The sequence below is a fragment of the Rhodococcus sp. F64268 genome (genome assembly GCF_023015605.1).
Taxonomy (GTDB): Bacteria; Actinomycetota; Actinomycetes; order Mycobacteriales; family Mycobacteriaceae; genus Rhodococcus.
The window spans coordinates 233,303-258,844 of sequence record NZ_JALKAI010000002.1; the positions used below are offsets into that span (position 1 = coordinate 233,303).

At 66.4% G+C, this 25,542-nt stretch carries 22 protein-coding genes; 14 read left to right on the forward strand and 8 right to left on the reverse strand.

Annotation, left to right across the window (positions count from 1 at the left end; genetic code table 11):
- Positions 1–31: 31 nt before the first annotated feature.
- Together MWU77_RS05600 and htpG are read right to left on the reverse strand one after the other, a co-directional pair.
- Entirely contained in the window at positions 32–808 is a 777-nt protein-coding gene (locus MWU77_RS05600) for an HAD-IIA family hydrolase (RefSeq protein ID WP_169686942.1), read from the reverse strand.
- A 33-nt stretch (positions 809–841) separates the two neighbouring features.
- Entirely contained in the window at positions 842–2,767 is a 1,926-nt protein-coding gene (gene htpG / locus MWU77_RS05605; RefSeq protein ID WP_169686943.1) for a molecular chaperone HtpG, read from the reverse strand.
- Positions 2,768–2,891: 124 nt separating this feature from the next.
- Here htpG and MWU77_RS05610 point away from each other — a divergent pair, with 124 nt between their 5' ends.
- On the forward strand, positions 2,892–4,154 hold the full coding sequence (locus MWU77_RS05610) for an FAD-binding oxidoreductase (RefSeq protein ID WP_169686944.1): 1,263 nt from the start codon (positions 2,892–2,894) through the stop codon (positions 4,152–4,154).
- Here the strand turns inward: MWU77_RS05610 and MWU77_RS05615 are convergent.
- Positions 4,128–4,685: a PadR family transcriptional regulator gene (locus tag MWU77_RS05615; protein WP_169686945.1), complete on the reverse strand. Its 558-nt coding sequence runs from the start codon at positions 4,683–4,685 to the stop codon at positions 4,128–4,130. The genes MWU77_RS05610 and MWU77_RS05615 overlap by 27 nt on opposite strands.
- A gap of 125 nt (positions 4,686–4,810) precedes the next feature.
- On the opposite strand from MWU77_RS05615, the gene MWU77_RS05620 reads away from it, so the two are divergent.
- A complete protein-coding gene (locus tag MWU77_RS05620; RefSeq protein WP_206039656.1) occupies positions 4,811–5,401 on the forward strand; it encodes a DUF1707 domain-containing protein in 591 nt (196 codons plus the stop codon).
- 123 nt (positions 5,402–5,524) lie between these two features.
- Here the strand turns inward: MWU77_RS05620 and MWU77_RS05625 are convergent, their stop codons facing one another.
- The gene (locus MWU77_RS05625; RefSeq protein WP_169686946.1) at positions 5,525–6,673 is read right to left on the reverse strand and encodes an RNA-guided endonuclease TnpB family protein; all 1,149 of its coding nucleotides are present in this window, start codon (positions 6,671–6,673) and stop codon (positions 5,525–5,527) included.
- Between the two features lie 145 nt (positions 6,674–6,818).
- On the opposite strand from MWU77_RS05625, the gene MWU77_RS05630 reads away from it, so the two are divergent.
- From MWU77_RS05630 to mnhG, 12 genes are all read left to right on the forward strand, one after another.
- Positions 6,819–10,262: a TM0106 family RecB-like putative nuclease gene (locus tag MWU77_RS05630; RefSeq protein ID WP_247273140.1), complete on the forward strand. Its 3,444-nt coding sequence runs from the start codon at positions 6,819–6,821 to the stop codon at positions 10,260–10,262.
- A 77-nt stretch (positions 10,263–10,339) separates the two neighbouring features.
- Positions 10,340–10,804, forward strand: a complete 465-nt coding sequence (locus tag MWU77_RS05635) for an SRPBCC family protein (RefSeq protein WP_169686948.1) — start codon at positions 10,340–10,342, stop codon at positions 10,802–10,804.
- An 85-nt stretch (positions 10,805–10,889) separates the two neighbouring features.
- Positions 10,890–11,618, forward strand: coding sequence for a phosphatidylserine decarboxylase (locus MWU77_RS05640; RefSeq protein ID WP_169686949.1), 729 nt, complete (start codon positions 10,890–10,892; stop codon positions 11,616–11,618).
- A 65-nt stretch (positions 11,619–11,683) separates the two neighbouring features.
- Positions 11,684–12,538 carry a phosphatidylcholine/phosphatidylserine synthase gene (locus MWU77_RS05645; RefSeq protein ID WP_169687421.1) on the forward strand — a complete coding sequence of 285 codons (855 nt, stop codon included), beginning with the start codon at positions 11,684–11,686 and terminating at the stop codon, positions 12,536–12,538.
- A 21-nt stretch (positions 12,539–12,559) separates the two neighbouring features.
- A complete protein-coding gene (locus MWU77_RS05650; RefSeq protein WP_169686950.1) occupies positions 12,560–14,761 on the forward strand; it encodes an AAA family ATPase in 2,202 nt (733 codons plus the stop codon).
- 1 nt (position 14,762) lies between these two features.
- Positions 14,763–15,941: a hypothetical protein gene (locus MWU77_RS05655; protein WP_169686951.1), complete on the forward strand. Its 1,179-nt coding sequence runs from the start codon at positions 14,763–14,765 to the stop codon at positions 15,939–15,941.
- Between the two features lie 233 nt (positions 15,942–16,174).
- A complete protein-coding gene (locus tag MWU77_RS05660; RefSeq protein ID WP_169686952.1) occupies positions 16,175–19,012 on the forward strand; it encodes a Na+/H+ antiporter subunit A in 2,838 nt (945 codons plus the stop codon).
- Positions 19,009–19,728, forward strand: coding sequence for a Na(+)/H(+) antiporter subunit C (locus MWU77_RS05665; protein ID WP_169686953.1), 720 nt, complete (start codon positions 19,009–19,011; stop codon positions 19,726–19,728). The genes MWU77_RS05660 and MWU77_RS05665 overlap by 4 nt, the downstream gene beginning before the upstream one ends.
- A complete protein-coding gene (locus tag MWU77_RS05670) occupies positions 19,725–21,311 on the forward strand; it encodes a Na+/H+ antiporter subunit D (protein WP_169686954.1) in 1,587 nt (528 codons plus the stop codon). The genes MWU77_RS05665 and MWU77_RS05670 overlap by 4 nt, the downstream gene beginning before the upstream one ends.
- The gene (locus MWU77_RS05675; RefSeq protein WP_169687422.1) at positions 21,311–21,850 is read left to right on the forward strand and encodes a Na+/H+ antiporter subunit E; all 540 of its coding nucleotides are present in this window, start codon (positions 21,311–21,313) and stop codon (positions 21,848–21,850) included. The genes MWU77_RS05670 and MWU77_RS05675 overlap by 1 nt, the downstream gene beginning before the upstream one ends.
- Positions 21,851–21,852: 2 nt before the next feature.
- Positions 21,853–22,113 carry a monovalent cation/H+ antiporter complex subunit F gene (locus tag MWU77_RS05680; RefSeq protein WP_169686955.1) on the forward strand — a complete coding sequence of 87 codons (261 nt, stop codon included), beginning with the start codon at positions 21,853–21,855 and terminating at the stop codon, positions 22,111–22,113.
- Positions 22,110–22,445, forward strand: a complete 336-nt coding sequence (mnhG, locus tag MWU77_RS05685) for a monovalent cation/H(+) antiporter subunit G (RefSeq protein WP_169686956.1) — start codon at positions 22,110–22,112, stop codon at positions 22,443–22,445. Before MWU77_RS05680 ends, mnhG begins: the two co-directional genes overlap by 4 nt.
- Before the next feature lie 27 nt (positions 22,446–22,472).
- Here the strand turns inward: mnhG and MWU77_RS05690 are convergent, their stop codons facing one another.
- From MWU77_RS05690 to MWU77_RS05705, 4 genes are all read right to left on the reverse strand, one after another.
- Positions 22,473–23,594 carry a glutamate--cysteine ligase gene (locus tag MWU77_RS05690; protein ID WP_169686957.1) on the reverse strand — a complete coding sequence of 374 codons (1,122 nt, stop codon included), beginning with the start codon at positions 23,592–23,594 and terminating at the stop codon, positions 22,473–22,475.
- 78 nt (positions 23,595–23,672) lie between these two features.
- Positions 23,673–24,323 carry a superoxide dismutase family protein gene (locus MWU77_RS05695; RefSeq protein WP_247273141.1) on the reverse strand — a complete coding sequence of 217 codons (651 nt, stop codon included), beginning with the start codon at positions 24,321–24,323 and terminating at the stop codon, positions 23,673–23,675.
- 97 nt (positions 24,324–24,420) lie between these two features.
- Positions 24,421–25,104, reverse strand: a complete 684-nt coding sequence (locus tag MWU77_RS05700) for a LytR C-terminal domain-containing protein (protein WP_169687423.1) — start codon at positions 25,102–25,104, stop codon at positions 24,421–24,423.
- A gap of 31 nt (positions 25,105–25,135) precedes the next feature.
- On the reverse strand, positions 25,136–25,501 hold the full coding sequence (locus MWU77_RS05705; RefSeq protein ID WP_169686959.1) for a DUF3263 domain-containing protein: 366 nt from the start codon (positions 25,499–25,501) through the stop codon (positions 25,136–25,138).
- Positions 25,502–25,542 lie beyond the last annotated feature (41 nt).

Below are 25,542 nucleotides of genomic sequence, written 5' to 3' on the forward strand. Positions count from 1 at the left end.
CCGGGCAGCGATGCAGGACGCGAGAGCCCGATCACACCGCTCGAAGAAGTTCCGGAAGATCGGCGACCGAGTCGAGCACGTGATCGGGGCGGTCGACGGCGAGCTCGAGCACGGACTGCCGAAATTTTCCCGTACGCACCAGAACTCCTGTCATTCCGAGCCGCTGCCCGGGAAGCACCTCGCCGTACAGATCGTCACCGACCACGACCATGCGAGAGGGGTCGACATCCATGATGTCCGCAGCTGCAAGGAATCCCTGCATCGATGGCTTCCCTACCGCCACTACCGACTGACCGGCGAGCTCCTCCAACCCGGCAAGGTAGGCACCGGTATCGAGGTGCAGCCCGTCGGTTCCCTGCCAGCTCGCCGCGCGGTGCATCGCGACGACAGGTACACCGTCGAGCATCAACTCGGCAACGCGGCTCAAAGTCCGATGCGTGAACATCTCCCCTGCACCGCCGAGCACCACCACCTCGGGCTCGTCTTCGTCCCGTTCGACCCCATCGAGGTCGGCATCGACATTGCCGTCGTTGAGCACCCAGCACCGGCGCCCCGGATAGGTTTGCTTCAGATACTCGGCCGTGAGCGATGCGGCGGTGACGATCTCGCTCGGCTCGACGGGCATGCCGAGATCGCTGAGCGTTGCAGCGATCTCGGCACACGTCCGTGACGTGGTGTTGGTCAGGAAGGCTCGCGCCACACCATCTTCTCGGAGACCCGCGAGGACCTCGGCGGCGCCCGGGACCGGCTTCCAGGACGTCACGATCACGCCCTCGATGTCGAACAGCACTCCCGCCACGTCAGTCATACCCCCGAGCCTATCGCCCCGAGAGGGCCTGCTTCAGACCGTGCGGGCAAGCCGGTCCGCGAGCAGATGAGTGAAGCGTGCGGGATCGTCGACCTCGCCGCCCTCGGCGATCAAGGCCATCCCGTACAGCAACTCCGCAGTCTCGGCGAGAGCCGGATCGTCCGGATTACCGCCGTGCGCCGTGCGCAACCCCGAAACCAGAGGGTGCCCGGGATTCAGCTCGAGGATTCGCTTGGTCTGCGGCACCGGCTGGCCCGACGCCTTGTACATGCGCTCGAGCGCAGGCGACATGCTGAAAGTGTCGCCCACGATGCACGCGGGCGACGTCGTCAGGCGGGACGACAGACGCACCTCCTTGACGTACTCGTCGAGGCTGCTCTTCATCCACGTCAGGAGATCACCGAACTCTTTCTCCTGCTCCTCACGTTCGGCTTCGGCCGCCTTCTTCTCGTCCTCGGTGTCGAGATCCACCTCGCCCTTCGCCACCGACCGGAACGCCTTGCCCTCGAACTCGGGTACCGAGGTCACCCACATCTCGTCGACGGGGTCGGTCAGCAACAGCACCTCGATTCCCTTCGCCGTGAATGCCTCCATGTGCGGGGAGCTCTCCAGCAGCTGACGGGACTCGCCGGTGAGGTAGTAGATCTCGTCCTGGCCGTCCTTCATGCGCTCGACGTATCCGGCGAGCGTGGTCTGCTCGTCGGCGCTCGCCGTGGAGTCGAACGACGAGATCGCGAGCAGCGTGTCGCGGTTGTCGGTGTCGGAGATCAGACCTTCCTTGAGGACGCGGCCGAACTCGTTCCAGAAGGTCCGGTACTTGTCGGCATCCTGGATCGCCATGTCCTTGACGGTGGACAGGACCTTCTTCGTGAGACGACGACGGATGGCCCGGATCTGGCGGTCCTGTTGCAGGATCTCGCGGGAGACATTGAGCGACAGGTCCTGCGCATCGACGACACCCTTGACGAAGCGCAGGTACTCGGGGATGAGGTCTTCGCAGTCGTCCATGATGAACACGCGCTTGACGTAGAGCTGGATGCCCGTCTTGCGCTCGCGGGCGAACAGGTCGAACGGCGCATGCGACGGAATGAACAGCAGCGCTTGATATTCGAAGGTTCCTTCGGCGCGCATCGGGATGATCTCGAGCGGTTCGTCCCACGCGTGGGCGACGTGCTTGTAGAACTCGTGGTACTCGTCGTCGGACACCTCGTCGCGCGAGCGTGCCCACAGGGCCTTCTGCGAGTTGAGGGTCTTGGTCTCGAAGGTGACCTCGTCGGCGCCGTCCTCGCCCTTGGTGGTCCGGGAGACCTCCATGCGGATGGGCCACGCGATGAAATCGGAGTACTTCTTGACGATCTCCTCGAGTTTCCACTGCGAGGTGTAGTCGAAAAGATGGTCGTCGGCATCCTCGGGCTTGAGATGCAGGGTGACCGATGTTCCCTGCGGCGCGTCTTCGACGTCTTCGATCGTGTAGGTGGATTCGCCACTCGACTCCCACCGGGTTCCGAGGTCCTGCCCCGGCTTGTGGGTGACGAGCGTGACCTTGTCTGCCACCATGAACGCCGAGTAGAAACCGATGCCGAACTGGCCGATCAGTTCCTCCGATGCCGCGGCGTCCTTGGCCTCACGAAGTTTCTTTCGCAGCTCCCCGGTGCCAGACCTTGCGAGGGTGCCGATGAGTTCGACAACCTCGTCGCGCGACATGCCGATACCGTTGTCGCGGATGGTCAGCGTGCGGGCGTCCTTGTCGACATCGAGCTCGATGTGCAAATCGGACGTATCGACCTTCAGGTCCTTGTTCTGGAACGACTCCAGGCGGAGTTTGTCCAGTGCGTCGGACGCATTGGAGATCAACTCACGCAGGAAGGTGTCCTTGTTGGAGTAGATCGAGTGGATCATCAGATCCAGCAGCTGGCGCGCCTCGGCCTGGAACTCGCGCTGTTCGACGTGTGTGCTCAACTCACTGTCCCCTTCGACAAGCAGATTTCCCCCTCGAATATTAGGACGGCCCGCGACACGCGTGCAGAAGCCCCCGATGGCGCCATGATGGAGGGACGTACCTCTGCGTCGACAGGAGTTGGTCATGACGATTCGTCGAGTGGCCGTGGCCGGTGCCGGCATCGTGGGGCTGTCCACCGCGTGGTTTCTGCAGGACCGAGGTGTGGCCGTCACGGTCGTCGACCGGGCAGCCGTCGCACCGGACGCCACTGAGGCGAGCGAACGCGCGTCGTGGGGCAACGCCGGTTGGCTCGCGCCGGCCCTGACCCTGCCACTACCCGAGCCGTCGATCCTGAAGTACGGGCTGCGAGCGATGCTCACGCCGTCGTCACCGGTATACGTGCCGCCCACGCTCGACCCGAAGCTGATCCGCTTCCTCGCGGATTTCGCCCGGCACTGCACCACACGACATCAGATGGCGGCACTGGAGGTGTTCGCTCAGGTCAACAGGGTTGCACTGGGGGCATACGACGACCTGGCGGACGGTGGCGTTGCCGAGCAGACCCGCGACGCCGACCCCTTCCTCGCGGCGTTCACCGCGGAAACCGACCGCGACCACCTGCTCGAGGAATTCGATCACGTGCGAGCAACGGGAGGCGAGGTCGACTACGAGGTCCTCGACGCCGAGACCGTGCACTCCCTCGAACCCCTGCTCAGCGACAAGGTGCGCGCGGGAGTGAGGATCCGCGGTCAACGATTCATCGATCCCCCACGGTTCGTCGCCTCGCTCGCGGATGCGGTGCGAGCACGAGGTGGTGAGATCATCACCGGCTTCGACGTCAGCGAGGTGCGCGACCCCGGCAACGGCATGGTCGACGTGATCTCCGCCGACGGGAGTGACGTGTCCGTCGATGCGGTGGTCCTCGCGACGGGAGCGCGGCTGAATGCACTTGCCCACGACTTCGGGGTGCGCACCCTGGTTCAGGCCGGTCGCGGGTACAGCTTCAGTGTGGTCCCCGGCGAACTTCCCAAGAACCCGGTGTATTTCCCTGTGCAGCGCGTCGCCTGCACTCCCCTGCACGACCGGTTCCGCATCGCCGGGATGATGGAGTTCCGCCGCCCCGACGCACCGCTCGATCCACGACGGGTCCGCGCGATCGTCGACACGACCCGCCCGCTCCTGCGCGACGTCGACTGGGCCGGCCGGAGTGAGGAATGGGTCGGTTCGAGACCGTGCACGGCGGACGGGTTGCCGTTGATCGGCGGCACCCGATCACCGCGCGTGTTCGTCGCGGGCGGTCACGGTATGTGGGGAGTCGCGCTCGGACCGCTGACGGGTCGGCTGCTCGCGGGTGCGATGACAGGCCACACCGATCCGGTGCTACGGCATTTCGATCCGCTCCGTTGACGGACTCTGCTGCCGGTTCGCGAGACGTGCGTCCATGCCCTCGAGCCACGTGAGCGCCGCGCGTTCGTATGCGATTCCGAACTCGACGGTGGCAGCGGAGAAGTCCGGCAGGTCGTGGTGGGCCATGAGGTCTTCGTAACCGGCGAGTTGCTTCTCGTGTGCGGCCCGATAGTGCGCGAGTATCTCGGCAAGCCGTTCCGGACTCAGGTGGTCGGCGAAAGCGACGGTGAGGAGCAACGGGTGCCGGATGTTCTCCGGTCCGGGGTCACGCTCGATCCATTCGGCGAACGCCTGCCGGCCGGTGTCGGTGAGTGTGTAGGGCTTGCGGTCGCGCGGTCCCTTCTCACCGGGCACGATCATGCCGTCTCGTTCCATCGCGGCAAGTTCCCGATACACCTGGCTGGTAGTGAGCGACCAGAACTTGCCGATCCGCTCCTGCGCCGTGGTCACCAGGTCCCACCCCGTCATCGGACCCTCGTGCAGAAAACCCAGCAGCGACGCTGCCGTCGCGTTGAGCGGACGTCCGGCCATCACGCGCTCCCTTCATCCCGTCATCGGGGAAACCGTTGACATTCCACTGTGTCATATCCATCATGGAAGCAACGACATTCCACAATGGAAGCTCATCAGGGCAGGAAATCTCCGCTGGAGGACCCATGGCCACCGAGAACCCCTACATTCCCGACTCCGACGGGATTTCCGATTCCGAACGCGAGCGGTTCGTCGACGAACTTGCACAGCATGTCGGCAGCGGGCGCCTCACCATCGACGAGTTCGACACCCGTGCCTCCGCCGTCTACGCATCGACGACCGTCGCCGAGGCGCGCGCGCAGTTCACCGACCTTCCGCGGTCCGCTCCTCCAGCGCCGACCACAGCACGTGCTCGTCGACGACTTCCCGTCCATCAGAGGATCGAGTGGACTGCGTGGCTCGGCGTAAGCGCGATCAACGTGCTGGTCTGGGCCTTGGTGTCGCTCGGGACGGCATCGATGGTCTACCCGTGGCCGCTGTGGGTCATCGGCCCGTGGGGCCTGGTACTCCTCGGCCGGACCGTGCTCGGAATCGAAGGAGGCGGATGCTCCTCGCGCGCACACGACCCACGACGAGACGCCGCCCGGGCAGCAATGCTCGCCCGCCGGGAGGCGATGCGCGCCCACTCGATCGCGCACCGGGGACAGCTCCGCTGCGCACCGCTCGCACAGACACAGACACGACCGCTCGCAGCGACCTCGCATCGGCGTTGGTAACTCCGTCCCCCCGCGAGGTAGCCGTCAGCTTTGACGTCCTCCCGGCCGTGAACGACCGAGATTCCTACCAGCGCCCGCTCGGCGCTTTCGGTGGGTTCCTGTTTCACAGGGACATACCTTCCGCTATGCGGCAGGATTTACAGTCCCTCCGCAGGCGTTTCGCCTCTCCGCCCGTCCGGCGGCGAGGATGTTCTCGGCTGCATTCAGATCCCGGTCATGGACCACACCACACCCCGGACAGGTCCATTCCCGCACCGACAACGGTTTCGGACCGTCCGACACGCCGCACACCGAGCACAACTGACTCGACGGGAACCACCGGTCCACCCGCTGGAAGGTCCGCCCATAGCGGGCGGCCTTCTCCTCCAGCATGCGGGTGAACATCCCCCACCCGGCATCGTGCACCGACTTCGCCAACCGCGTCCGCCCCAGGCCCGCGACACACAGATCCTCGACATACACCGCTTGGTTCTCGCGGACGATCGTCGTGGAGTGCTTGTGTGCCCAATCCTTGTGGGCGTCGGCCACCTTCGCGTGAGCTTTGGCGACCTCGAGGCGGGCCTTTGCCCGGTTCTTGCTGCCCTTCTCCTTTCGGGACAGATTCTGCTGCGCTTTGCGGAGTCTGCGTTCGGCACGTCGGAAGAACCTCGGCGACTCGATGACCTTCCCGTCCGACAGGACCGCGAACGTGGTGAGCCCGAGATCGATCCCCACCTCGCGGTCGAGTTCGGGCATCGGTTCGTCGGTGGTCTCCACCACGAACGACACGAAGTACCGACCCGCCGAATCCCTGATGACCGTGACGCTGCTCGGCTCGGACGGCAACTCCCGTGACCACGCCACCTTCAGCTCGCCCACCTTCGCGATATACAGCTTCCGGTTGCCTCGGATACTGAACCCGTTCCGAGTGAGCCGTATCGACTGCCGATTGTCCTTGCGAGACCGGAACCGCGGAGCCCCGACCTTGCGGCCCTTCCGCTTCCCCGACAGCGAATCGAACCAATTCCGATACGCGCGCCGCGCGTCCTGACAGGCCTGGACCAACACCACCGACGCCACCTCGGCCAGCCACACCCGCTGCGGAGTTTTCTTCGCTGCGGTGACCACCCACCGCTGCACGTCGGTGTCCGAGACCCTCACTCCCGCTGCGTACGCGTCCTGCCGGGCGCGCAGTGCATCGTTGAACACCACCCGCGCGCAGCCGAACGAACGGGCCAGCATGTCCTGCTGGCCGGGCGTCGGATACACGCGGTATTGGTATCGCAGTTGCACGCCCGCACCGTACAAGCGACCACCGACACACACCGGTCGAGAGATCAGCTGTCCCGGCCGTGAACTGACGGGCTCGCGCCGACGATAGTGCTGTCACCCGCGTCTGCCATAGTCGGGCAACGACACCACGCGGGAGGCGGCGCCGATGTTTCTGCTCGACGATGTGCTGGTCTACAGCTCGCGCGATCTGGCCGATGCCGCCCGGTGCGAGTTCTCACTGCTCAGCACGGTCGACGCTGTCCTCGGTCGCGGGCCACGACCCACTGCCGTCGACGATCCGATGCTCGATCGCACCGCCCGTCTCGGTGGCGCCCACGAGCAACGCGTCCTGGACCGCTACCGTGACGAATTCGGCGACGGTGTCGTGCAGATCGCCCGCCCCGATCACACCCGCGAGGGCTACGACGCTGCTGCCCGCGCCACGTTCGAGGCCGCCCGATCGGGTGCCGACGTCATCTACCAGGGCACGTTCTTCGACGGCCGGTTCGTGGGGTTCTGTGATTTCCTCGTCCGCACCGGCGAGACATACGCCGTGTACGACACGAAACTCGCCCGACACGCGCGAGTCGAGGCGCTGTTGCAGCTCGCCGCCTACGCCGACGCCCTCGCACACACCGGAATCCCGGTCGCGCCGCACGCACACCTGATCCTCGGCGACGGCACGATCGCGTCGTACCCCCTCGCCGACATCGCTCCCGTCTACTCGCAGCGCAGGCTGCATCTGCAGCGCCTGGTCGACGGCCATCACCACTCTGGCCTTCCCGTGGGCTGGGCCGACGCGGGGCACACTGCGTGCGGCCGCTGCGACACGTGCGAACCTCAGGTGGCCGCCCACCGCGATCTGCTGCTGGTCGCGGGAATGCGGTCCATACAGCGCGCCCGCCTGATCGCCGGCGGCGTCACGACGATCGACGATCTCTGCACGCGGGAAGAGCCCGTTCCGGGAATGTCGCATCGCACATATGCCGCACTGCGTGCACAAGCGCAGGTACAGCTGCGGCAGGAGCAGACCGGCCAACCGGTCGTCGACGTCTACGAACCGGGGTCCCTTGCCGCACTGCCCGCGCCGGACGACGGAGATATCTTCTTCGACTTCGAGGGCGACCCGCTGTGGTGCGAGGACGGTGGCCCCGACTGGGGACTCGAGTACCTGTTCGGTGTGTTGGAAGGACCAGGTTCGGGCCCGAGTGCGACCGATCCGACGTTCCGCCCGTTCTGGGCTCATACGCGCGCCGAGGAACGACGCGCACTGCTCGATTTCCTCGAGTACGTCGAACAGCGCCGCCGAACGCACCCGAAGATGCACGTCTACCACTACGCACCGTACGAGAAATCCGCACTGCTGCGCCTGGCGGGCCGGCACGGCGTGGGCGAGGAGCAGGTCGACAGCCTGCTCCGCGACGGCGTTCTGGTCGACCTGTATCCGATTGTGCGCGCTACTCTTCGGGCCGGCGAGTCGTCGTACAGCATCAAGAAGCTCGAGCCGCTGTACATGCCGGCGCGGCAGGGTGAGGTGCTCGATGCCGGTGCGTCGATAGTCGCGTATGCGGACTACTGCGATCTCCGCGACGCCGACCGGACCGAAGAGGCCGCAAAGCTGCTCGACTCGATCGCGTCGTACAACGAGGACGACTGCGCATCGACGTGGCGGCTGCGCAACTGGTTACTCGACCGGGCCGCAGAGCACGGTATCGCCACCACCGGGGTCACACCCGAGGAGACCGCGCTCCCCTTCGAACCGCACCCCGCAGAGGTCACGCTCTGGGAGTTCGCGGGCGAGGCAACGAGCAAGCGCACCGACGACCAGCAGGCCGCAGCATTGATGGCGGCCTCGCTCGGCTACCACCGGCGGGAGCGGAAACCGTTCTGGTGGGCCCACTTCGATCGCCTGTCGAATCCGGTGGACGAATGGGCCGACACCCGCGACACGCTCGTCGCGACCTCCGTCGCGGTCGAGGTCGACTGGCACCTGCCGCCGCGCAAGCGCAAGGCCCGGCGTCATCTGGCCGTCACGGGTGATTTCGACACCGGGAGCACGGTGCGCGCCGGGGATTCTGTGTTCGTACTGTACGAAGCGCCGGCACCGGACGGACTACCCGACGGCGGCCCGTGGACGCGGGCGTGGTCGGGCGGGACGATTCTCGAACGCCGGTCCGGCAGCGATTTCCACGATGTGCTCGTGATCGAGGAGTTGCTGCAGACCGACGATGAATATTCGGCTCTGCCGATGGCGATCACGCCCGGTTCCCCGATCGGGGCGGCCAGTATCGAGAAGGCGATCGAAGCGGCGGCCGGCGCCATGTGCGCGTCATTGCCCGATCTGCCGTCCACGGCCGGTGTCGACATCCTGCGAAGGACCCCGCCACGCACCCGTTCCGGCGCGCTCCCTCCGGTCGGCGACGGCGGGTTCCCCGCCGCAATCACCGCTGCCGTCCTCGACCTCGACGACTCGTACGTCGCCGTGCAGGGTCCGCCCGGCACCGGGAAGACGTACACGGGGTCCCGCGTCGTCGCCGCACTCGTCCGCGAGCACGGCTGGCGGGTCGGGGTGGTCGCGCAGTCGCATTCGGTGGTCGAGAACATGCTGGGCGGCATCGTCGAAGCGGGCGTGCCGGGCGAGGTCGTCGCGAAAGCCAAGACAAAGGCCACCGAGCCCACCTGGACACCCGCGAAGGACACCAAGACCTTGACGGGATATCTGGACGGACTCCACGACGGCTACGTCGTCGGCGGCACCGCATGGGATTTCACGAACGCGAACTGCATCACGCCGGGCAGCCTGGATCTGCTGGTCGTCGACGAGGCCGGGCAGTTCTGCCTGTCCAACACCGTCGCCGTCGCGACGAGCGCACGGAATCTATTGCTCCTTGGCGATCCTCAGCAGTTGCCTCAGGTCAGTCAGGGCACACACCCCGAACCCGCCGACGAGTCGGCCCTCGGTTGGCTCGCCGAGGGGCACGGTGCACTGCCCGCCGACCGGGGGTTTTTCCTGTCGCGAACCTGGCGCATGCATCCCGACCTGTGCGCGCGGGTGTCGGACCTGTCGTACGACGGGCGGCTGCTGTCCCAGTCCGGCCACACCACGGCACGCGTCCTCGACGGGCTCTCGCCCGGCGTGCACACCGTCACGGTCGAGCATTTCGGCAACGCGACGTGCTCGGTCGAAGAGAGCGACGAGGTGGTGCGCCGGGTGCAGGCACTGCTGGGCACCGCGTGGCGCGACGACGCAGAAACCGCACCGAGACCGCTCGGGGAAAAGGATGTGCTCGTCGTCGCGCCGTACAACGCGCAGGTAGCGATGATCCGGTCCGGGCTGTCCGATGTCGGGCTGACCCGGGTGGATGTGGGCACGGTCGACAAATTCCAGGGTCGCGAGGCTCCAGTGGTGCTGATGTCGATGACGGCGTCGGCGATCGAGGACGTACCGCGCGGGATGTCGTTCCTGCTCTCACGCAACCGGCTCAACGTCGCGCTCTCACGAGGACAGTGGTGTGCGATCGTCATCCGCTCGCGCGCACTGACCGATCACCTGCCGTCGACGCCCGAGGAGCTGGTCGATCTCGGAGCGTTCCTGCGATCGACCCGGTGACCGTCGCCACGTCGTCGGATACGATCGACGCCAGAATTTTTGTGACCACGAGTATCAGATACCGAGCAGGAGCAGACATGTCGAAGACACTCGAAGCCACCATCGACGTAGCAGCAGACCCGAACCGGGTGTGGAACGTCGTCTCGGATCTACAGCGCATGGGCGAGTGGAGCCCCCAATGCCGGAAGATGATCATCCGAGGGGGCAGCGTCGGCGCAGGAACCTCGACGATCAACATCAACCGCAAGGGTCTCCTCGTGTGGCCGACCACATCGAAGGTCCTCACTTTCGAACCCGGTCGCGAATTGCGTTTCCGCGTCAACGAAAACCGCTCGATCTGGTCGTTCGTCCTCGAACCCACCGCGACGGGTACCCGAATCGTGCAGCGTCGCGAAGCCCCCACCGGCACCAGCAAGGTCTCGCAGACCCTCATCAAATACATCCTCGGAGGTCAGGAGAACTTCGACGACGACATGGTCATCGGCATGAATTCCACACTCGCCCGGATCAAGAACGAAGCCGAGGGGAGCGCATCCGTCTGACCACGCGCGTCTATACTCACGTACTCTCGAGTGTCCTGGGGGCAACCCGGCCGGGTAACCCGATGAACGTGAGTGAAGAGGAGCCGTGGCACGTAAGCCCACACCCGTCGGAACACCACCGACCAGCGGTGCAGCACATGTCGTCGACCTGATCAAGAAGGCGATTCCGCCGCTTCACCCCGGTGGCGTGCCGTTCGTCGCTGCACCCCTGGTGGTGGCCGCACTCGGCCGCAACCGCAAGTGGGTCCGCCGCGCCGGCCTCGCCTCCGCCGCCGCGACGGCGACCTTCTTCCGGCACCCACACCGAGTGCCACCGAACCGGACCGGCATCGCAGTCGCACCCGCCGACGGTGAGGTCGCGCTCGTCGACACGGCCGTCCCACCCGCCGAACTCGGACTCGGCACCGAGCCGCTCCCCCGCGTGAGCATCTTCCTGTCGGTCCTCGATGTACATGTACAGCGCAGCCCCGTCGGCGGCATCGTCCGTAAGGTCGTACACCGCCCCGGGCAGTTCCTCTCCGCTGATCTCGCCGACGCGAGTGAAGTCAACGAACGCACGAGCATGCTGCTCGAGATGCGCGACGGCGCGCTGGTCGGGGTCGTGCAGATCGCCGGTCTGCTTGCCCGGCGCATCGTGTGCGACGCACAGGTCGGCGACACGGTTCCCATCGGCGACACGTACGGACTCATCCGCTTCGGTTCCCGCGTCGATACCTATCTGCCCGCGGGCAGCACACTGCTCGTCGAGCGTGGTCAGCGCACGATCGGAGCCGAGACGGTCATTGCTGCGCTTCCGTCCGCCCCGGTGCTGTGACTCCCCTCAAACCGAACGTCCCGGCAGAGGATGACAACCACGCGACCAGAAGTCGCCCGGCAGCGGTGCGCCTGCTTCCGAGCGTGATCACGATCCTTGCGCTCTCTGCCGGGTTGTCGGCCGTGAAGTTTGCGCTCGACGGGGAACTCGGCATCGCCCTCGGCATGATCGGGGCTGCCGCGGTCCTCGACGCGCTCGACGGTCGCATCGCGCGCTTGCTCGATGCGACCAGCAAGATCGGCGCCGAACTCGACTCGCTTTCCGACGCCATCGCATTCGGCGTCGCGCCCGCGCTCGTGCTGTATGTGACGTTGCTCGACGGCAGCGCGTTGGGCTGGATCATCGCGTTGCTGTACGCGGTGAGCATCGTTCTGCGTCTTGCCCGATTCAACACCCTGCTCGAGGACGACTCCGTCCCCGCCTACGCCCGCGAATACTTCGTGGGCGTGCCGTCACCTGCCGGCGCCATCATCGCGTTGAGCCCGATTGCGGCGTACATCCAGTGGGGAGACGGATGGTGGACCTCGTTCCCACTTGTCGTCGCGTGGACGCTCATCTCCGCCGGCCTGATCGTCAGCAGGATCCCGACCCTCGCGATGAAGTCCGTATCCGTACCGCCGCGTCTCGCGATCCTTCTCCTGGCGCTCGTGGCCGCCGGTGCGGCAGCGCTGGTCACCTACCCGTTCGTCCTGATGCTGGTGCTGGTGGGCGTGTACTTCGTGCACATTCCCTTCGCGATCCGCTCGAAGCGGTGGGTGGCAGCGCGCCCGGCGACATGGGACATCAAACCGTCCGAACGTCGGGCGATCCGCGCCGAGTCCCGCGCGCTGCGGCCCCGCCGCGCCGTCGGCCGGCGCATGCTCACAGCCACGGGGCGTTCCTCGGCGCGCCTCGGGCTGCGTCGCCCGCGCGGAGGCTGACCACGATCTAGGCTCGTGCGGGTGACCACCCCACAACTCGCGCTGACCGTCCGGCTCAACACTTCCGCGGCCGATGCCCGCCGCGGACTCGTCCGCCTGCACCCGGAGGTGCTCACCGCGCTCGGACTCCGCGAATGGGATGCGATCGCGCTCACCGGGGCGCGACGCACCGCGGCCGTCGCGGGGCACGCACCGGCGGGTACCCCCACCGGGACGATCCTGCTCGACGACGTGACGCTCTCCAATACCGGGCTACGCGAGGACGCCACGGTGATCGTCGGATCGGTGACCGTGTACGGAGCACGCTCGGTGACCGTCTCGGGCTCTGCCCTGGCCAGCACCGCGATCCCCGACGCCACCTTGCGGCAGGCGCTGCTCGGCAAGGTCGTCACCGTCGGCGACGCGGTGTCGCTGCTGCCGCGCGATCTCGGCCCCGGAACCAGCAGCGCCGACACCACGCGCGCACTGTCACGGACATTCGGCATCGCCTGGACAACAGAGCTGCTCACCGTCGCGGCGGTCGATCCGTCGGGGCCGGTCAGCATTCAACCGAACACCGCGGTCGCCTGGAGCCACGGGGGTAGCGCCGTGCCCGCGCCCGCGGCGGCCACCACCATGTCGGTCACCGCACCAGTTTCCGGACACGTATCCGAGGCGGAGCCTCAACGGCCGTCGCCGCGTTCCGTCGAAGACCTCGTCGGGTTACAGGCGCAGGTGAGCAAGCTCTCCGAATGGCTCGGGCTCGCCCTCGACGAACCGGAACTGCTGCGAACCCTCGGTGCATCTCCGCACCTGGGTGTGATGATCACCGGCCCCGCGGGGGTCGGAAAGACCACCTTCGCCCGGGCGGTACTCGCGAAGCGTCGCGTCGTCGAAGTCGACGGCCCGAGCGTCGGCGCCCTCGCCGCCGCCGATCGGCTGGCGCGGATCACCGCGGCCGTCGACGCGGTGCAGAGCGGCGGTGTCCTGCTCGTCACCGATGTGGACACCGTGCTGCCTGCCGACGCGGAACCGGTGGCGGCACTGATCGTCGAGCAGCTCCGCCGCGCGGTCGAGACGGACGGTGTTGCGCTTGTCGCGACGTCCGCCGCACCCGACGGCGTCGATCCGCGGATGCGGACACCCGAGCTCTGCGACCGCGAGTTGTCGCTGCCCCTGCCCGACGGGGCCACCCGCCGGGCCCAGCTCGAGGTGCTGTTGAGGGCGGTGCCGTCCACAGGTCTCGACCTCGATGCGATCGCCGAACGCACCCCCGGTTTCGTGGTCGCCGATCTGGCCGCGCTGTGCCGCGAGGCTGCGCTGCGCGCCGCGTCCCGCGCGAGCCGCGACACCGACGAGCCGAAGCTGACTCAGGACGACCTGGTCGGCGCGCTCGAGGTGATCCGGCCGCTGTCCCGCTCGGGCTCGGAGGAGCTGGCGATCGGGAGCGTAAGTCTCGACGACGTGGGCGACATGGTCGAGACGAAGCAGGCGCTGACCGAGGCAGTGCTGTGGCCACTGCAGCATCCCGATTCGTTCGCCCGACTGGGTGTCGATCCGCCTCGCGGGGTGTTGCTGTACGGCCCGCCCGGCTGCGGCAAGACCTTCCTCGTCCGCGCGCTGGCGAGTACCGGGCGATTGAGTGTGCACGCCGTCAAGGGCGCCGAACTGATGGACAAGTGGGTCGGCGCGTCGGAGAAAGCGGTGCGAGAGCTGTTTCAACGTGCGCGGGACTCGGCGCCCTCACTCGTGTTCCTCGACGAGATCGATGCCCTCGCTCCACGCCGCGGCCAGAGTTCGGACTCCGGGGTGTCGGATCGAGTCGTGGCGTCGCTGCTCACCGAGCTCGACGGCGTCGAGCCGCTACGCGACGTCGTCGTGGTCGGGGCGACCAACCGCCCGGATCTGATCGACCCGGCATTGCTGCGTCCCGGGCGGCTCGAACGCCTGGTGTTCGTGCCGCCGCCGGACGCCGAAGCACGCGCCGCGATCCTGAAGACCGCGGGCCGGTCGGTGCCGTTGGACCAGGACGTCGACCTCGATGCGCTCGCCGAAGAGCTCGACGGCTACTCCGCAGCCGACTGCGCCGCGGTGCTGCGCGAAGCCGCGCTGGCCGCGATGCGGCGGCGGGTCGATGCGGCCGCGGTGACCTCCGAGGATGTCGCCGCCGCCCGCGAGGCAGTCAGGCCGTCGCTCGATCCCGTCCAGGTCGAGCATCTACGGGCGTACGCGGACGGACGCTGACATGTCGCCGACCTCGACGTCCGTGCGAGCGAGCGTGCCGGCTGCGCTCGCTGCGGCTGCGTGCGCCGGCGCGGTCGCGGTGTTCGTCCTGATGGTTGGCGAGGCCGCACTCCCGGCCGGCACCCGCAGTGATTTCTCGCCGATGATCACCGCGGTGCTCGCCGTGGTGTCGGTGGTGGGCCTGCAACGGTCGGGATCCCCGCGGACGGCGTGGTCGTTGGGCGCAGGCGCCGTTCTCGTGCTCGGCTCCATCCGCTACCTGGTGCCTGCAGGGGCTTCTGCCGACACCTCGACCGCCGTAGGCCTGGTCGCTTCCGGTACCACGGGAGTACTGCTGGGCACGGCCGTCGCCGGTGCATGGGCGGTGCCGAACGGACCGTGGGCGCTGCTCACCGGTGCGTGGTCTGCGTTTCTCACCGCGGCAGCGGTCGGCATCGAGGTGCCGATCGATTCGGTGCGGTGGACGATCACGCAGTGGCTGCTGGCGCTCGCATTGGTGACGCTCGTTGCCGCGGCACTGACCGCGACGTCCGGCGGTCGTACCCAGCGGTTCGATCCGCAACTTCTCACGGTCACGGCGCTCGCTGCGGGCGTGCTGGCCGTCGGCTACCGCTTGCTCGGCGAACTCGTGACCTCCGAGTCCGGTGCCGGAGGGGCAAGGATGTGGGTGGTGGCGGTGGGCGCTCTCGTGGCGGTGGTGATCGGCGCCGAGGTCACCGCCCGTGTCGTGCCTGCCGGAGACGACCGGTTCGTGCTGGCGGTCATCGGCGCGGTGGCTGCGGCATACCCGGTGATGCTCGAACTGTTCGGTAGCGAGCAGTGGTGGCTGCCGTTGCTCGTGGTCGCGGCCGCCGCTCTCGGCGTGTGTTGTTCCCCGTACATTCCGTACGCGGCCGCGGGTCTCGCGCTGGCCCTGGCGGTCTCGACCGCGGCAGTGTTGTGGCCACAATTCGCCGACAACGTTCCCCTGCCGGTTCGTCTGGCCCTCATCGCCGCGGGCACAGGCCTGGCCCTCGCGTCGTCGCTACCCGGATCCGCGCCGGTTGCCGCACTCGGCTTGTCGCTCCCGGTGCCACTGACCGCCGTGATCGGAGCAGTCTGGTTACTCCCGGCGGACACCATGTGGACGGCTCTCGCACTCGCCGCGACGGGCGCCGTCTGCGCCTGGCAGGTGCGCTGAGCCACACTTTCGCGCACGCAACCCCCGATTCGCAACGATGCGAAGCCTCTCGTTAGTATGGGGTCATTCCGGTTTGCCCATTAAACGGCGAACGGCGCGCATGTCGGGGCGTCCCGCGTTTCGGCTCTTGTGTCGAACGCATTGTCAATTCTGCGACGGTCATCGCCGCTGCAGACTGCTGAGAACAGAACAGTTTCACGCCGCCGCCTGGCCCGACCCCGACGGAGTGCCTTTTGCTCGCCATACTCATCGCTCACGCGGTCGCCGCGATCCTGGCACCGCCGCTGGTCAGAGTCATGGGGAGAAATGCTTTCCTGCCGTTGGCGCTCGTCCCGCTCGCGAGCCTCGGCTGGGTCGTCGCGAACTGGGGCACCGAGCAGGAGTTGAGCATCCGGTGGGCGTCGGCGGTGTCGATGGACATCGACATGCGGTTCGATTCCCTCTCCGCGATCATGTGCCTGCTGGTGCTGGGCATCGGCGCACTGATCTTGCTCTACTGCGCGCGCTATTTCGAGGACGACGAACCGCGTCTGGGAATCTTCGCAGCCGAGATGGTGGCATTTGCCGGCGCGATGTTCGGCCTGGTCACCAGCGACAACATGCTGGTGCTCTACACCTTCTGGGAATTGACCACGGTCCTGTCGTTCCTGCTGGTAGGCCACTACGCCGAACGTGCGTCGAGTCGACGAGCTGCCACCCAGGCGCTGCTCGTGACCACTGCCGGTGGCCTCGCGATGCTCGTCGGCATCATCATCCTCGGCCAGCTCGTGGGCAGCTACAACCTCTCCGCTGTGATCGAGGTGGCACCCGAAGGCTGGCTGGCCGGTGTTGCCATCGTGCTGGTGCTCATCGGTGCGCTGTCGAAGTCCGCAGTCGTGCCGCTGCATTTCTGGCTCCCCGGCGCGATGGCCGCCCCCACTCCCGTGTCCGGATATCTGCACGCCGCCGCGATGGTGAAGGCCGGCATCTACCTGGTGGCACGATTGGCACCGGCGTTCGCCGACGCGGCGCCGTGGCGCCCGATCGTGATCACCCTGGGCCTCGCCTCGATGATCCTGGGTGGCTGGCGCGCCTTCCGTGCGTTCGACCTGAAACTGATCCTCGCGTTCGGCACCGTCAGCCAGCTCGGATTCCTCACCGCGCTCGTCGGCATCGGCAGTCGTGAAGCCGCCCTGGCCGGTATGACGATGGTGATCGCGCACGCCATGTTCAAGGCGTGCCTGTTCATGGTGGTCGGAATCATCGACCACTCGACGGGCACCCGCGACATCCGCAAGCTCGCCCACCTCGGCTTGCGAACTCCGATACTGGCGGTGGTGGCGGCCATGGCCGCTGCGAGTATGGCCGGCCTACCACCGTTCATCGGTTTCGTCGGCAAGGAAGCCGCGCTCGAAGCAGCGCTGTCCGCCGACGTGGTTCCGGACTGGGCACGCATCGCCATCGTCAGCGGCATGGTGCTCGGGTCGATCCTCACCCTCGCCTACAGCATCCGGTTCATCTGGGGAGCATTCGGCCGCAAGCAGCTCAAACGGCCCAGCCCGTCGGTGCAGAATCTTCACGCTCCCGGCATGTTGCTGCTGTCGGCGCCCACCCTGCTCGCGGTCGCCGGACTTGCAGCCGGTTTCGCGGCGCCGTGGGTCGACGCTCTCGTCGCGCCCTACGCCGACACGCTGGCCGCCTCACTCGCCGAGCCCTACCACCTGGCGTTGTATCACGGCTTGACGTTGCCACTCGCCCTCACCGCCGTCGTGATCGTGGCCGGCGTCCTCCTCTATCTCGCGCACCGCACGGCCGCACGACTTCGTTTCGAGCACCCGCCACTCGGCAACGCCGACCGCATCTACGACGCAACGCTGCGCGGCATGGACAACCTGTCGACGAGGTTGACGAGTTTCATCCAGCGAGGTTCCCTGCCGCTGACACAGGCCACGATCCTCATCACGCTCGCGCTGCTCCCCACCGTGCTGTTGTTCGTCTTCGGTGCGAGGACCACACCGGAGCTACGCGCGTGGGACACGCCGTGGCAGTTCGCCGTCGGTCTGATCATGATCGGTGGAGGACTGGCCGCGACGGTCATGAGGAACCGGCTCGCCGCCGTCCTGATGGTCGGTGTCACCGGTTACGGTCTCGGCGTTCTGTTCGCGTTGCAGGGCGCCCCCGACCTGGCGTTGACGCAGTTCCTCGTCGAAACCGTCACCCTGGTGATGTTCGTGCTCGTGCTACGGAAACTGCCTCCCGAAAACGATCGACAAGCCGAGATCGGCAAACGCGCCCCCCGGGCCCTGCTCGGCATCGTAGTGGGTTCGGTGGTGACCGTTGTGGGAGCGTTCGCCGTGGCCGCGCGCACTGCCGACCCGATCTCACTGCAACTTCCCGAACTCGCCTACGAACTCGGCCACGGCAAGAACGTGGTGAACGTATTGCTCGTCGATATCCGTGCGTGGGACACCCTGGGCGAGATCTCCGTGCTGCTCGTCGCCGCGACCGGCGTCGCGAGCCTGGTATTCCGGACCCGCAGGTTCGGTACCGCACCGCGTGTCTCCGATGCACCCGCCGCCCAGCTCGATGCGGCGGGGTCGAACTCCGAGATCACGTGGCTGCGCGGAGGCGATCTGATCGATCCGCGCTACCGGTCACTGGTCCTCGAGGTCACCACACGGCTGGTGTTCCCCACGATGATGGTGCTGTCGGTGTACTTCTTCTTCGCCGGGCACAATGCCCCGGGCGGCGGATTCTCCGGAGGCCTCGTCGCAGGGTTGGCTCTGGTCCTGCGCTATCTGGCAGGGGGACGATACGAACTCGGAGAGGCGGTTCCCATCGACGCAGGCAAGATCCTCGGACTCGGACTGACATTGTCCGCAGGCACCGGATTGTTCTCGTTGTTCCTCGGAGCGCCGGTGCTCTCGTCTGCGGTTCTCGAGGTGACACTGCCGTTGATCGGCGACGTCAAACTCGTCACCGCGCTCTTCTTCGACCTGGGTGTGTACCTGATCGTCGTCGGCCTGATCCTCGATGTGCTCCGAAGCCTCGGAGCCCGGCTCGACGCCGAAGTCGTGGGTGAGCGCCGATGACCACCAATCTGACCCTGGTCGTCATCGTCGGCGTACTCGTCGCCTGCGGTGTCTATCTCCTGCTCGAACGCAGCATCATCAAGATGCTGCTCGGCCTGCTCCTCATCGGCAACGGCGTCAATCTGCTGATCATCGCCCTCAGCGGCCCGGCCGGGGATCCCCCGATCGTCGGGTCCGACAATGCGAGACGCGAGGACATGGCCGATCCGCTCGCACAGGCCATGGTGCTCACGTCGATCGTGATCACCATGGGTGTCGCAGCGTTCGTGCTCGCACTGACATACCGCTCGTACTCCATCCGCGCACGCGACGAAGTCGAGAACGACCCTGAGGACACCATGGTCTCTCAGCGGCGGACCCTTGCCGAGGCCCCGGGCCGCGACCGTTCCGACGACCCGGTCACCGGCGAACCGAGCATGAGCGGCGACGCCTTCGACGCCGAAGGCAATCCGATCCCGCTCGAGGCCCTCACCAACATCGAGGACCTCGAGGTCTACGAGGATCTGCACGACGGTGATTTCGACGATCCCACCGACTCCGCCTATGACGATCCCCGCAACCCCGGCAGCGGCAATCCGCCGCACACACCGAAAGACAAGCGCGCACCGAAGAACAAGGGCGAACAGAAGGACAAGGGCAAGGACACCGACGACAGGGGCGGGATCAGCGAAGTCGAGGCAAAGACCGAGGACGACGGGAAGGAGAGCGACCGATGACCTTGGAAACCGCCGTTCTCATTCCCCTGCCGATCCTCATTCCGCTGCTCGCGGCCGCGGTCACCCTGATCCTGGGCCGGCGGCCACGGGCTCAGCGCTTCGTCACCATCTCGGCTCTCGTCGCGTCGCTCGCTGTAGCAGTGGCACTGCTCTACTTCGCCGATCAGGATGGCATCGAAGTGGTGCAGGTCGGGGGATGGGAAGCACCGTTCGGTATCTCTCTCGTGGCCGATCGGCTCGCCGCGCTGATGCTCGTGATCGCGGCGATCGTGCTGCTGTCGGTCATGTGGTTCGCCGTCGGTCAGGGTATCCACGACGGCAACGAGCAACAGCCGGTGTCGATCTTCCTGCCCACCTACCTCGCACTCACTGCGGGCCTGAACATCGCGTTCCTGGCAGGCGACCTGTTCAACATGTTCGTCGGATTCGAGGTGCTCCTCGCCGCGTCGTTCGTGTTGTTGACCTTGGGTGCGAGCGCCGACCGCGTCCGCGCCGGTGTCTCGTACGTCATGGTCTCGATGGTGTCGTCGATGATCTTCCTGATGGGTATGGCTTTCGCCTATGCCGCTACGGGAACGTTGAATCTCGCGCAGATGGCACTGCGCATGGACGAGGTGGATTCAGGCACCCGTACCGCGATCTTCGGTGTGCTGCTCGTGGCGTTCGGCATCAAAGCCGCGATCTTCCCGCTGTCGTCGTGGTTGCCCGACTCCTACCCCACCGCACCCGCCCCCGTCACCGCGGTCTTCGCGGGTCTACTCACCAAAGTGGGCGTCTACGCGATCATCCGTGCGCACACCCTGATCTTCCCGCAGGGTGAACTCGACGACGTCCTGCTCATCGCCGGTCTTCTGACGATGGTTGTCGGGATCCTCGGTGCAATCGCGCAGAACGACATCAAACGTCTCCTGTCGTTCACGCTCGTCAGCCACATCGGCTACATGGTGTTCGGAATCGCGTTGTCGAACCAGACCGGCCTCGGCGGCGCGGTCTTCTACGTCGCACACCACATCTTGGTTCAGACCACGCTGTTCCTCGTCGTGGGCCTGATCGAACGACAGGCGGGGTCTGCGTCACTTCGTCGACTCGGCTCCCTGGCCGTGACCAGTCCACTCCTGGCCGTCCTGTTCCTCATCCCGGCACTCAACCTCGGCGGCATCCCACCGTTCTCCGGCTTCATCGGCAAGATCGCGTTGTTGCAGGCCGGGGCAGAAGACGGATCCGCTCTCGCGTGGATTCTCGTCGCCGGTGGCACCATCACCAGCCTGCTGACGTTGTACGCGGTGGCCCGTGTCTGGGCCAAGGCATTCTGGCGGGCCCGCGCAGACGCGCCGGAAGGTGACCTCGCCGACATCGGACCGTCGGCACTGATCGACGAGTCCGAAGCCGACATCGCGTTCGAGGAGCGAGCGGACGTCGGGAAGATGCCCACGGGCATGGTTGTCCCCACCATCGCGCTCGTCGTGATCGGGCTCGGACTGACCGTATTCGCGGGGCCGCTGCTCGACATCAGCGACCGTGCCGCCGAGAATCTGCGTGACCGCTCGGTGTACATCGAAGCCGTGTTGGGAGAGACGCCATGATCAAACGCGGCAATCTGCTACGCGTCTCCGTGGTGCTCTGGATGGCATTCGTGTGGGTGATGCTGTGGGGCACACTGAGCATCGCCAATGTTCTCGGGGGGCTCCTCGTCGCGGGACTCCTCGCGATACTGCTGCCGCTGCCGAAAGTTCCGGTGGAAGGCCGTGCCCATCTGCTGTCTGCCCTGCGGCTGGGCGGGTATATCTTCTTCGAGTCGATCAAGTCGACGATCTCGGTCGCATGGCTGGCGATCCGGCCCGCCGCACCTCCGGTCACCGGGGTGCTGCGCTGCCGGTTGACGATCAAATCCGATCTGGTGCTCACGCTCTGGACCGACATCATGAACAACATCCCGGGCACCATGGTGCTCGAGATCGACCAGGTTCGCCGGATCGTCTACGTCCACGTGCTGGACGTCAGCACCGACAAAGCCGTCGCCGACTTCTACCGCTCGGCACGGTTGATCGAACGTCTTCTCATCGACACATTCGAACGGGACTCGGAATGGCAGCCGAGCCCGTGGCGAAGCGGAACGGAGTAATGATGACCGTGATGCTCGTGATATCGGGCGTTCTGCTGTTCGCGTCGGCCCTCCTGATCGGATATCGGGTACTGGCAGGACCCAACTCGCTCGATCGCCTCGTCGGAGTCGACGCCCTGCTGGCCATCGCGATGTGTGGTCTGGCGGCGTGGATGGTGTACACCCGCGACACCACGATTGCGCCGGCCGTCGTCGCACTGGCTCTGGTCGGTTTCATCGGGTCCGTCTCCGTCGCACGATTCCGGGTGCGTGACGAGGAATGAGTCACTTCTTCGACATCGTCGGACACGTCTTCATCCTCATCGGTGCGATCATCTCGTTGACCGCGGCGATCGGAGTCGTCCGCTTCCGCGACACCCTCTCACGCATGCACCCTGCAACGAAACCTCAGGTCATCGGCCTGCTGTTCGTGCTCGGCGGGGCGATGCTCAACCTGTGGGGCTCGTTCGACGTATGGATGCTCGCATTGGCGGGCATGTTCATGGTGCTCACCGCACCCGTGATCGCGCATCGCGTGGGCCGCATCGCGTACCGGGAGCAGCTCGGTCGCGACGGACTCCTCGACGACGAAGACTTCCCCCCGTACCGCGCCTAGATCTACTACGCGACGCGCTGGAAGTGTTCAGCCGCGTAGTTCTTCGACCAACGAATCGACGACCGCGAGCAGGCTTCCTCCGTGCCCCTCCGCGACACGTCGCTGACGCTGGTACGACGCACCCCGAACGGGGATCTCGGCGACCGCAGCGAGTTCGTCGGCGCACCCGAGTTGCACCGCCGTCGGGGTGAGTTGCTCGAGTAGATCGTGCAGATCGTCGGTGACGAGTCGCTCATGGCACGCGGGGTCGAGAATTACCTCGGCGTCGAGACCGTAGCGGGCCGCTCGCCACTTGTTTTCCTTGACATGCCAGGGCTGGAGCGTCGGTAGTTCTTCGCCGCGATCGAGGCATTCGTCGTAGTACACGACGAGACAATGGACGAGCGCGACAAGCGCTGAGAGTTCGGCCACGTTGGTGATGCCGTCGAAGACCCGGACTTCCAGCGTGCCCCACTTGGGTGCGGGTCGGATGTCCCAGTGCATTCCACCAGGTTTACTGATGACACCCGACCTGAGCTGATCCTCGATGAAGCGGGTGTACTGCTCCCAGTCTGCGAAGTGGTACGGCAGACCCGCGGTGGGCAACTGCTGGAACATCAATGCCCGATTGCTCGCGTACCCGGTGTCGAGCCCGGCCCAGATCGGCGATGACGCCGACAACGCCAGCATGTGGGGGTATTTGACCAGCAAGGCGTTGAGAATCGGAATGACCTTGTGCGAGGACGACACTCCGACGTGCACGTGCACGCCCCAGATGAGCATCTGTCGGCCCCACCAACGGGTGCGCTCGATCATCTCGTCGTATTCGGGTGATTGGGTGACCACCTGGTCGGTCCATTGCGCGAACGGGTGCGTGCCCGCGCACATCAGGTCGACGCCGAGCGGATCGGCGGCACGCCGCAGGAGATCCAACGACTCCTTCAGATCGTCGACAGCCTCACCGACCGTGTCGTGCACATCGGTGACCAGTTCGACGGTGTTGCGCAGAAACTCCTTGGTCAGCCGCGGCGTGTCGCCCGGAAGCTCACCGACCGCATCGAAGACGACCGCTGCAGTATTGGACAGTTCGCGGGTGGTCTTGTCGACCAGCGCGATCTCCCATTCCACACCGAGTGTCGGGCGCGGAGAACCCGGAAATTCGACAACCACCACTCGATCCAACCACAGGGCCCACTCGACCGAGTGCCGGTCGGGTGGGCCCTGTGAGAGGAATTACGGCTGGTGCCCTCAGGCTACGACCCCGCAGGCGAGACGGTCGCCGGCGTTGTCCTGATGCACGACCACCGAGGTGCCCTGCTCACCCTGGAGATCTTCGAGAGTGAACTCGGCGGTGGTGACTGTCGCGGTCGCGGAGCCGTCCTCGTGGACGACGACGGAAAGCAGATCGCCGCTCTCCGGAATCGCGGTGTGGCCCGGAACCTGGAGGTGGCCACCGGCCGACAGGAAGGCTCCCGGCTCGCCACCGGCGGGAGGCGCGGACTCGGGCTCGCACACGCCGACTTCGTGGATGTGGACGCCGTGGTATCCGGGCTCGAGACCTTCGACCTCGATGGTGACTTCGACGTTGCCGTCGTGCTCCGCGAAGCTGACGGTGCCCGCGGAGTCGCCGGCGACGTTCTGCAGGTCGGCGGTGAGCGATGCACCCGAGCCGCCGGACGCGCCGGCCCCGGCCTCGCTGCCCTGCGTATCGGTGCCGTGCGCATCGCTGCCGTGCGATTCGCCTTCCGGCGCGGGCGACCCCGTCCACACCGGCGGCGTTGTGCCCGGCACGGTGGTGGCTTCCTCGTTGTTCGAGCATGCACTCAGGCCCACCGCGGCAATCGCGACGATCGGGGCCAGGGCACGCCAGGTCATGCGACGAGTGGAACTGGGGGCCATCAAACCGCTCCTTCGAAGTACCGAAAAGTCATCTGATCATAGCGGGGCCCGATTCTGCGCCCCGTCGTGACGGCACTGTCGTCCGCCTCGACCGGTTTCACGGCTCCGCGACGATGACGATCACGCCCGGTGCGGAATCCACGATTCCCTCGAAACGCGGCTGCGCGGTGACGCCGAGGGCGGCTGCCACGGACTCTGCGGTTTCCTGCTCACCGGAGCCGGTGCCGTAGTACACGGAGGTCTGTGCCAGAAGGCCTTCGCTGTAGTTTCCGGTCTCCGCGATCGTGAAGCCTTCGTCCTCGAGCAGGGTAGCGGTTTGTGCAGCGAGCCCGGCGACGTTGCTGTTGTTGTAGACGCGCACGCTCGCCGACGACGCAGACGCGCCCGAGAGCGAACCCGACGATGCAGTGCCTGATGATGCAGTGCCCGACGATGCAGTGCCTGATGATGCAGTGCCCGATGTTCCTGCACCCGCTGCCCCTGCGCCGGGGGCCGCCCCCGACGGGCTTGCCGAAACCGTGGGCGCCGATGCGGCGCCCGCAGCGCCGGGCACAGAAGCGGGAGGCCGGGTGGTCGCCGGCGCGGGCGCAGACGCGGGGGTGGTTTCGGTGGTGGCCGCAGCTGTCGACGCCGCGTCTTCATCCGAACCGCCGAGTGATGCGAATCCGAGCCCGGCGAAGAGGATCGCCAGGGAGATCAGCAGCATCGCAATGGCTCGTAGCGGTAACCCGGAGGATCCCCGGTTCGCGTTCTCTGCGGTTCTGCTCACGCCTTCGACCATAGTTGCCCGAACGGCCGACACGTGCCGCGCGCTAGCGTGTCGTCTCGAATCCGAGGCGTCGAGCAGCGCGCGCCTTCTGCCTGCTGGACCTCAATCGACGAAGTCGTTTGACGAGCATCGGGTCTGCGGCGAGGGCTTCCTGACGGTCGATCAGGGCATTGAGCACCTGGTAGTAGCGGGTTGCGGACAACCCGAACAACTCCTTGATCGCCTCTTCTTTGGCGCCGGCGTACTTCCACCACTGCCGCTCGAACGCCAGGACGTCGTGCTCCCGACGGCTCAGGCCGTGCTCGCCGATATCGTGCGGGCTCCCGCTGTCGATCGGGCTGCTCTCGCCGACCTGACGCGCATCGTCCGCCTCGGATGGGTCCGTACCGTGCGCTGCTGCGCCGTCCATCTCACTCCTCGACTGCTTCGAATCACACCGCAATGACAATT

Excerpts from the sequence above, each read along its gene's own strand:
- MWU77_RS05655 (WP_169686951.1), top strand. The coding sequence starts at position 14,763 with ATGTCGCCGACCTCGACGTCCGTGCGAGCGAGCGTGCCGGCTGCGCTC.
- MWU77_RS05700 (WP_169687423.1), bottom strand. The coding sequence starts at position 25,104 with ATGGTCGAAGGCGTGAGCAGAACCGCAGAGAACGCGAACCGGGGATCC.
- MWU77_RS05695 (WP_247273141.1), bottom strand. The coding sequence starts at position 24,323 with ATGGCCCCCAGTTCCACTCGTCGCATGACCTGGCGTGCCCTGGCCCCG.
- mnhG (WP_169686956.1), top strand. The coding sequence starts at position 22,110 with ATGAGTCACTTCTTCGACATCGTCGGACACGTCTTCATCCTCATCGGT.
- MWU77_RS05620 (WP_206039656.1), top strand. The coding sequence starts at position 4,811 with ATGGCCACCGAGAACCCCTACATTCCCGACTCCGACGGGATTTCCGAT.
- MWU77_RS05610 (WP_169686944.1), top strand. The coding sequence starts at position 2,892 with ATGACGATTCGTCGAGTGGCCGTGGCCGGTGCCGGCATCGTGGGGCTG.
- MWU77_RS05635 (WP_169686948.1), top strand. The coding sequence starts at position 10,340 with ATGTCGAAGACACTCGAAGCCACCATCGACGTAGCAGCAGACCCGAAC.
- MWU77_RS05630 (WP_247273140.1), top strand. The coding sequence starts at position 6,819 with ATGTTTCTGCTCGACGATGTGCTGGTCTACAGCTCGCGCGATCTGGCC.
- MWU77_RS05670 (WP_169686954.1), top strand. The coding sequence starts at position 19,725 with ATGACCTTGGAAACCGCCGTTCTCATTCCCCTGCCGATCCTCATTCCG.
- MWU77_RS05705 (WP_169686959.1), bottom strand. The coding sequence starts at position 25,501 with ATGGACGGCGCAGCAGCGCACGGTACGGACCCATCCGAGGCGGACGAT.
- MWU77_RS05600 (WP_169686942.1), bottom strand. The coding sequence starts at position 808 with ATGACTGACGTGGCGGGAGTGCTGTTCGACATCGAGGGCGTGATCGTG.
- MWU77_RS05615 (WP_169686945.1), bottom strand. The coding sequence starts at position 4,685 with ATGGCCGGACGTCCGCTCAACGCGACGGCAGCGTCGCTGCTGGGTTTT.
- MWU77_RS05665 (WP_169686953.1), top strand. The coding sequence starts at position 19,009 with ATGACCACCAATCTGACCCTGGTCGTCATCGTCGGCGTACTCGTCGCC.
- MWU77_RS05680 (WP_169686955.1), top strand. The coding sequence starts at position 21,853 with ATGACCGTGATGCTCGTGATATCGGGCGTTCTGCTGTTCGCGTCGGCC.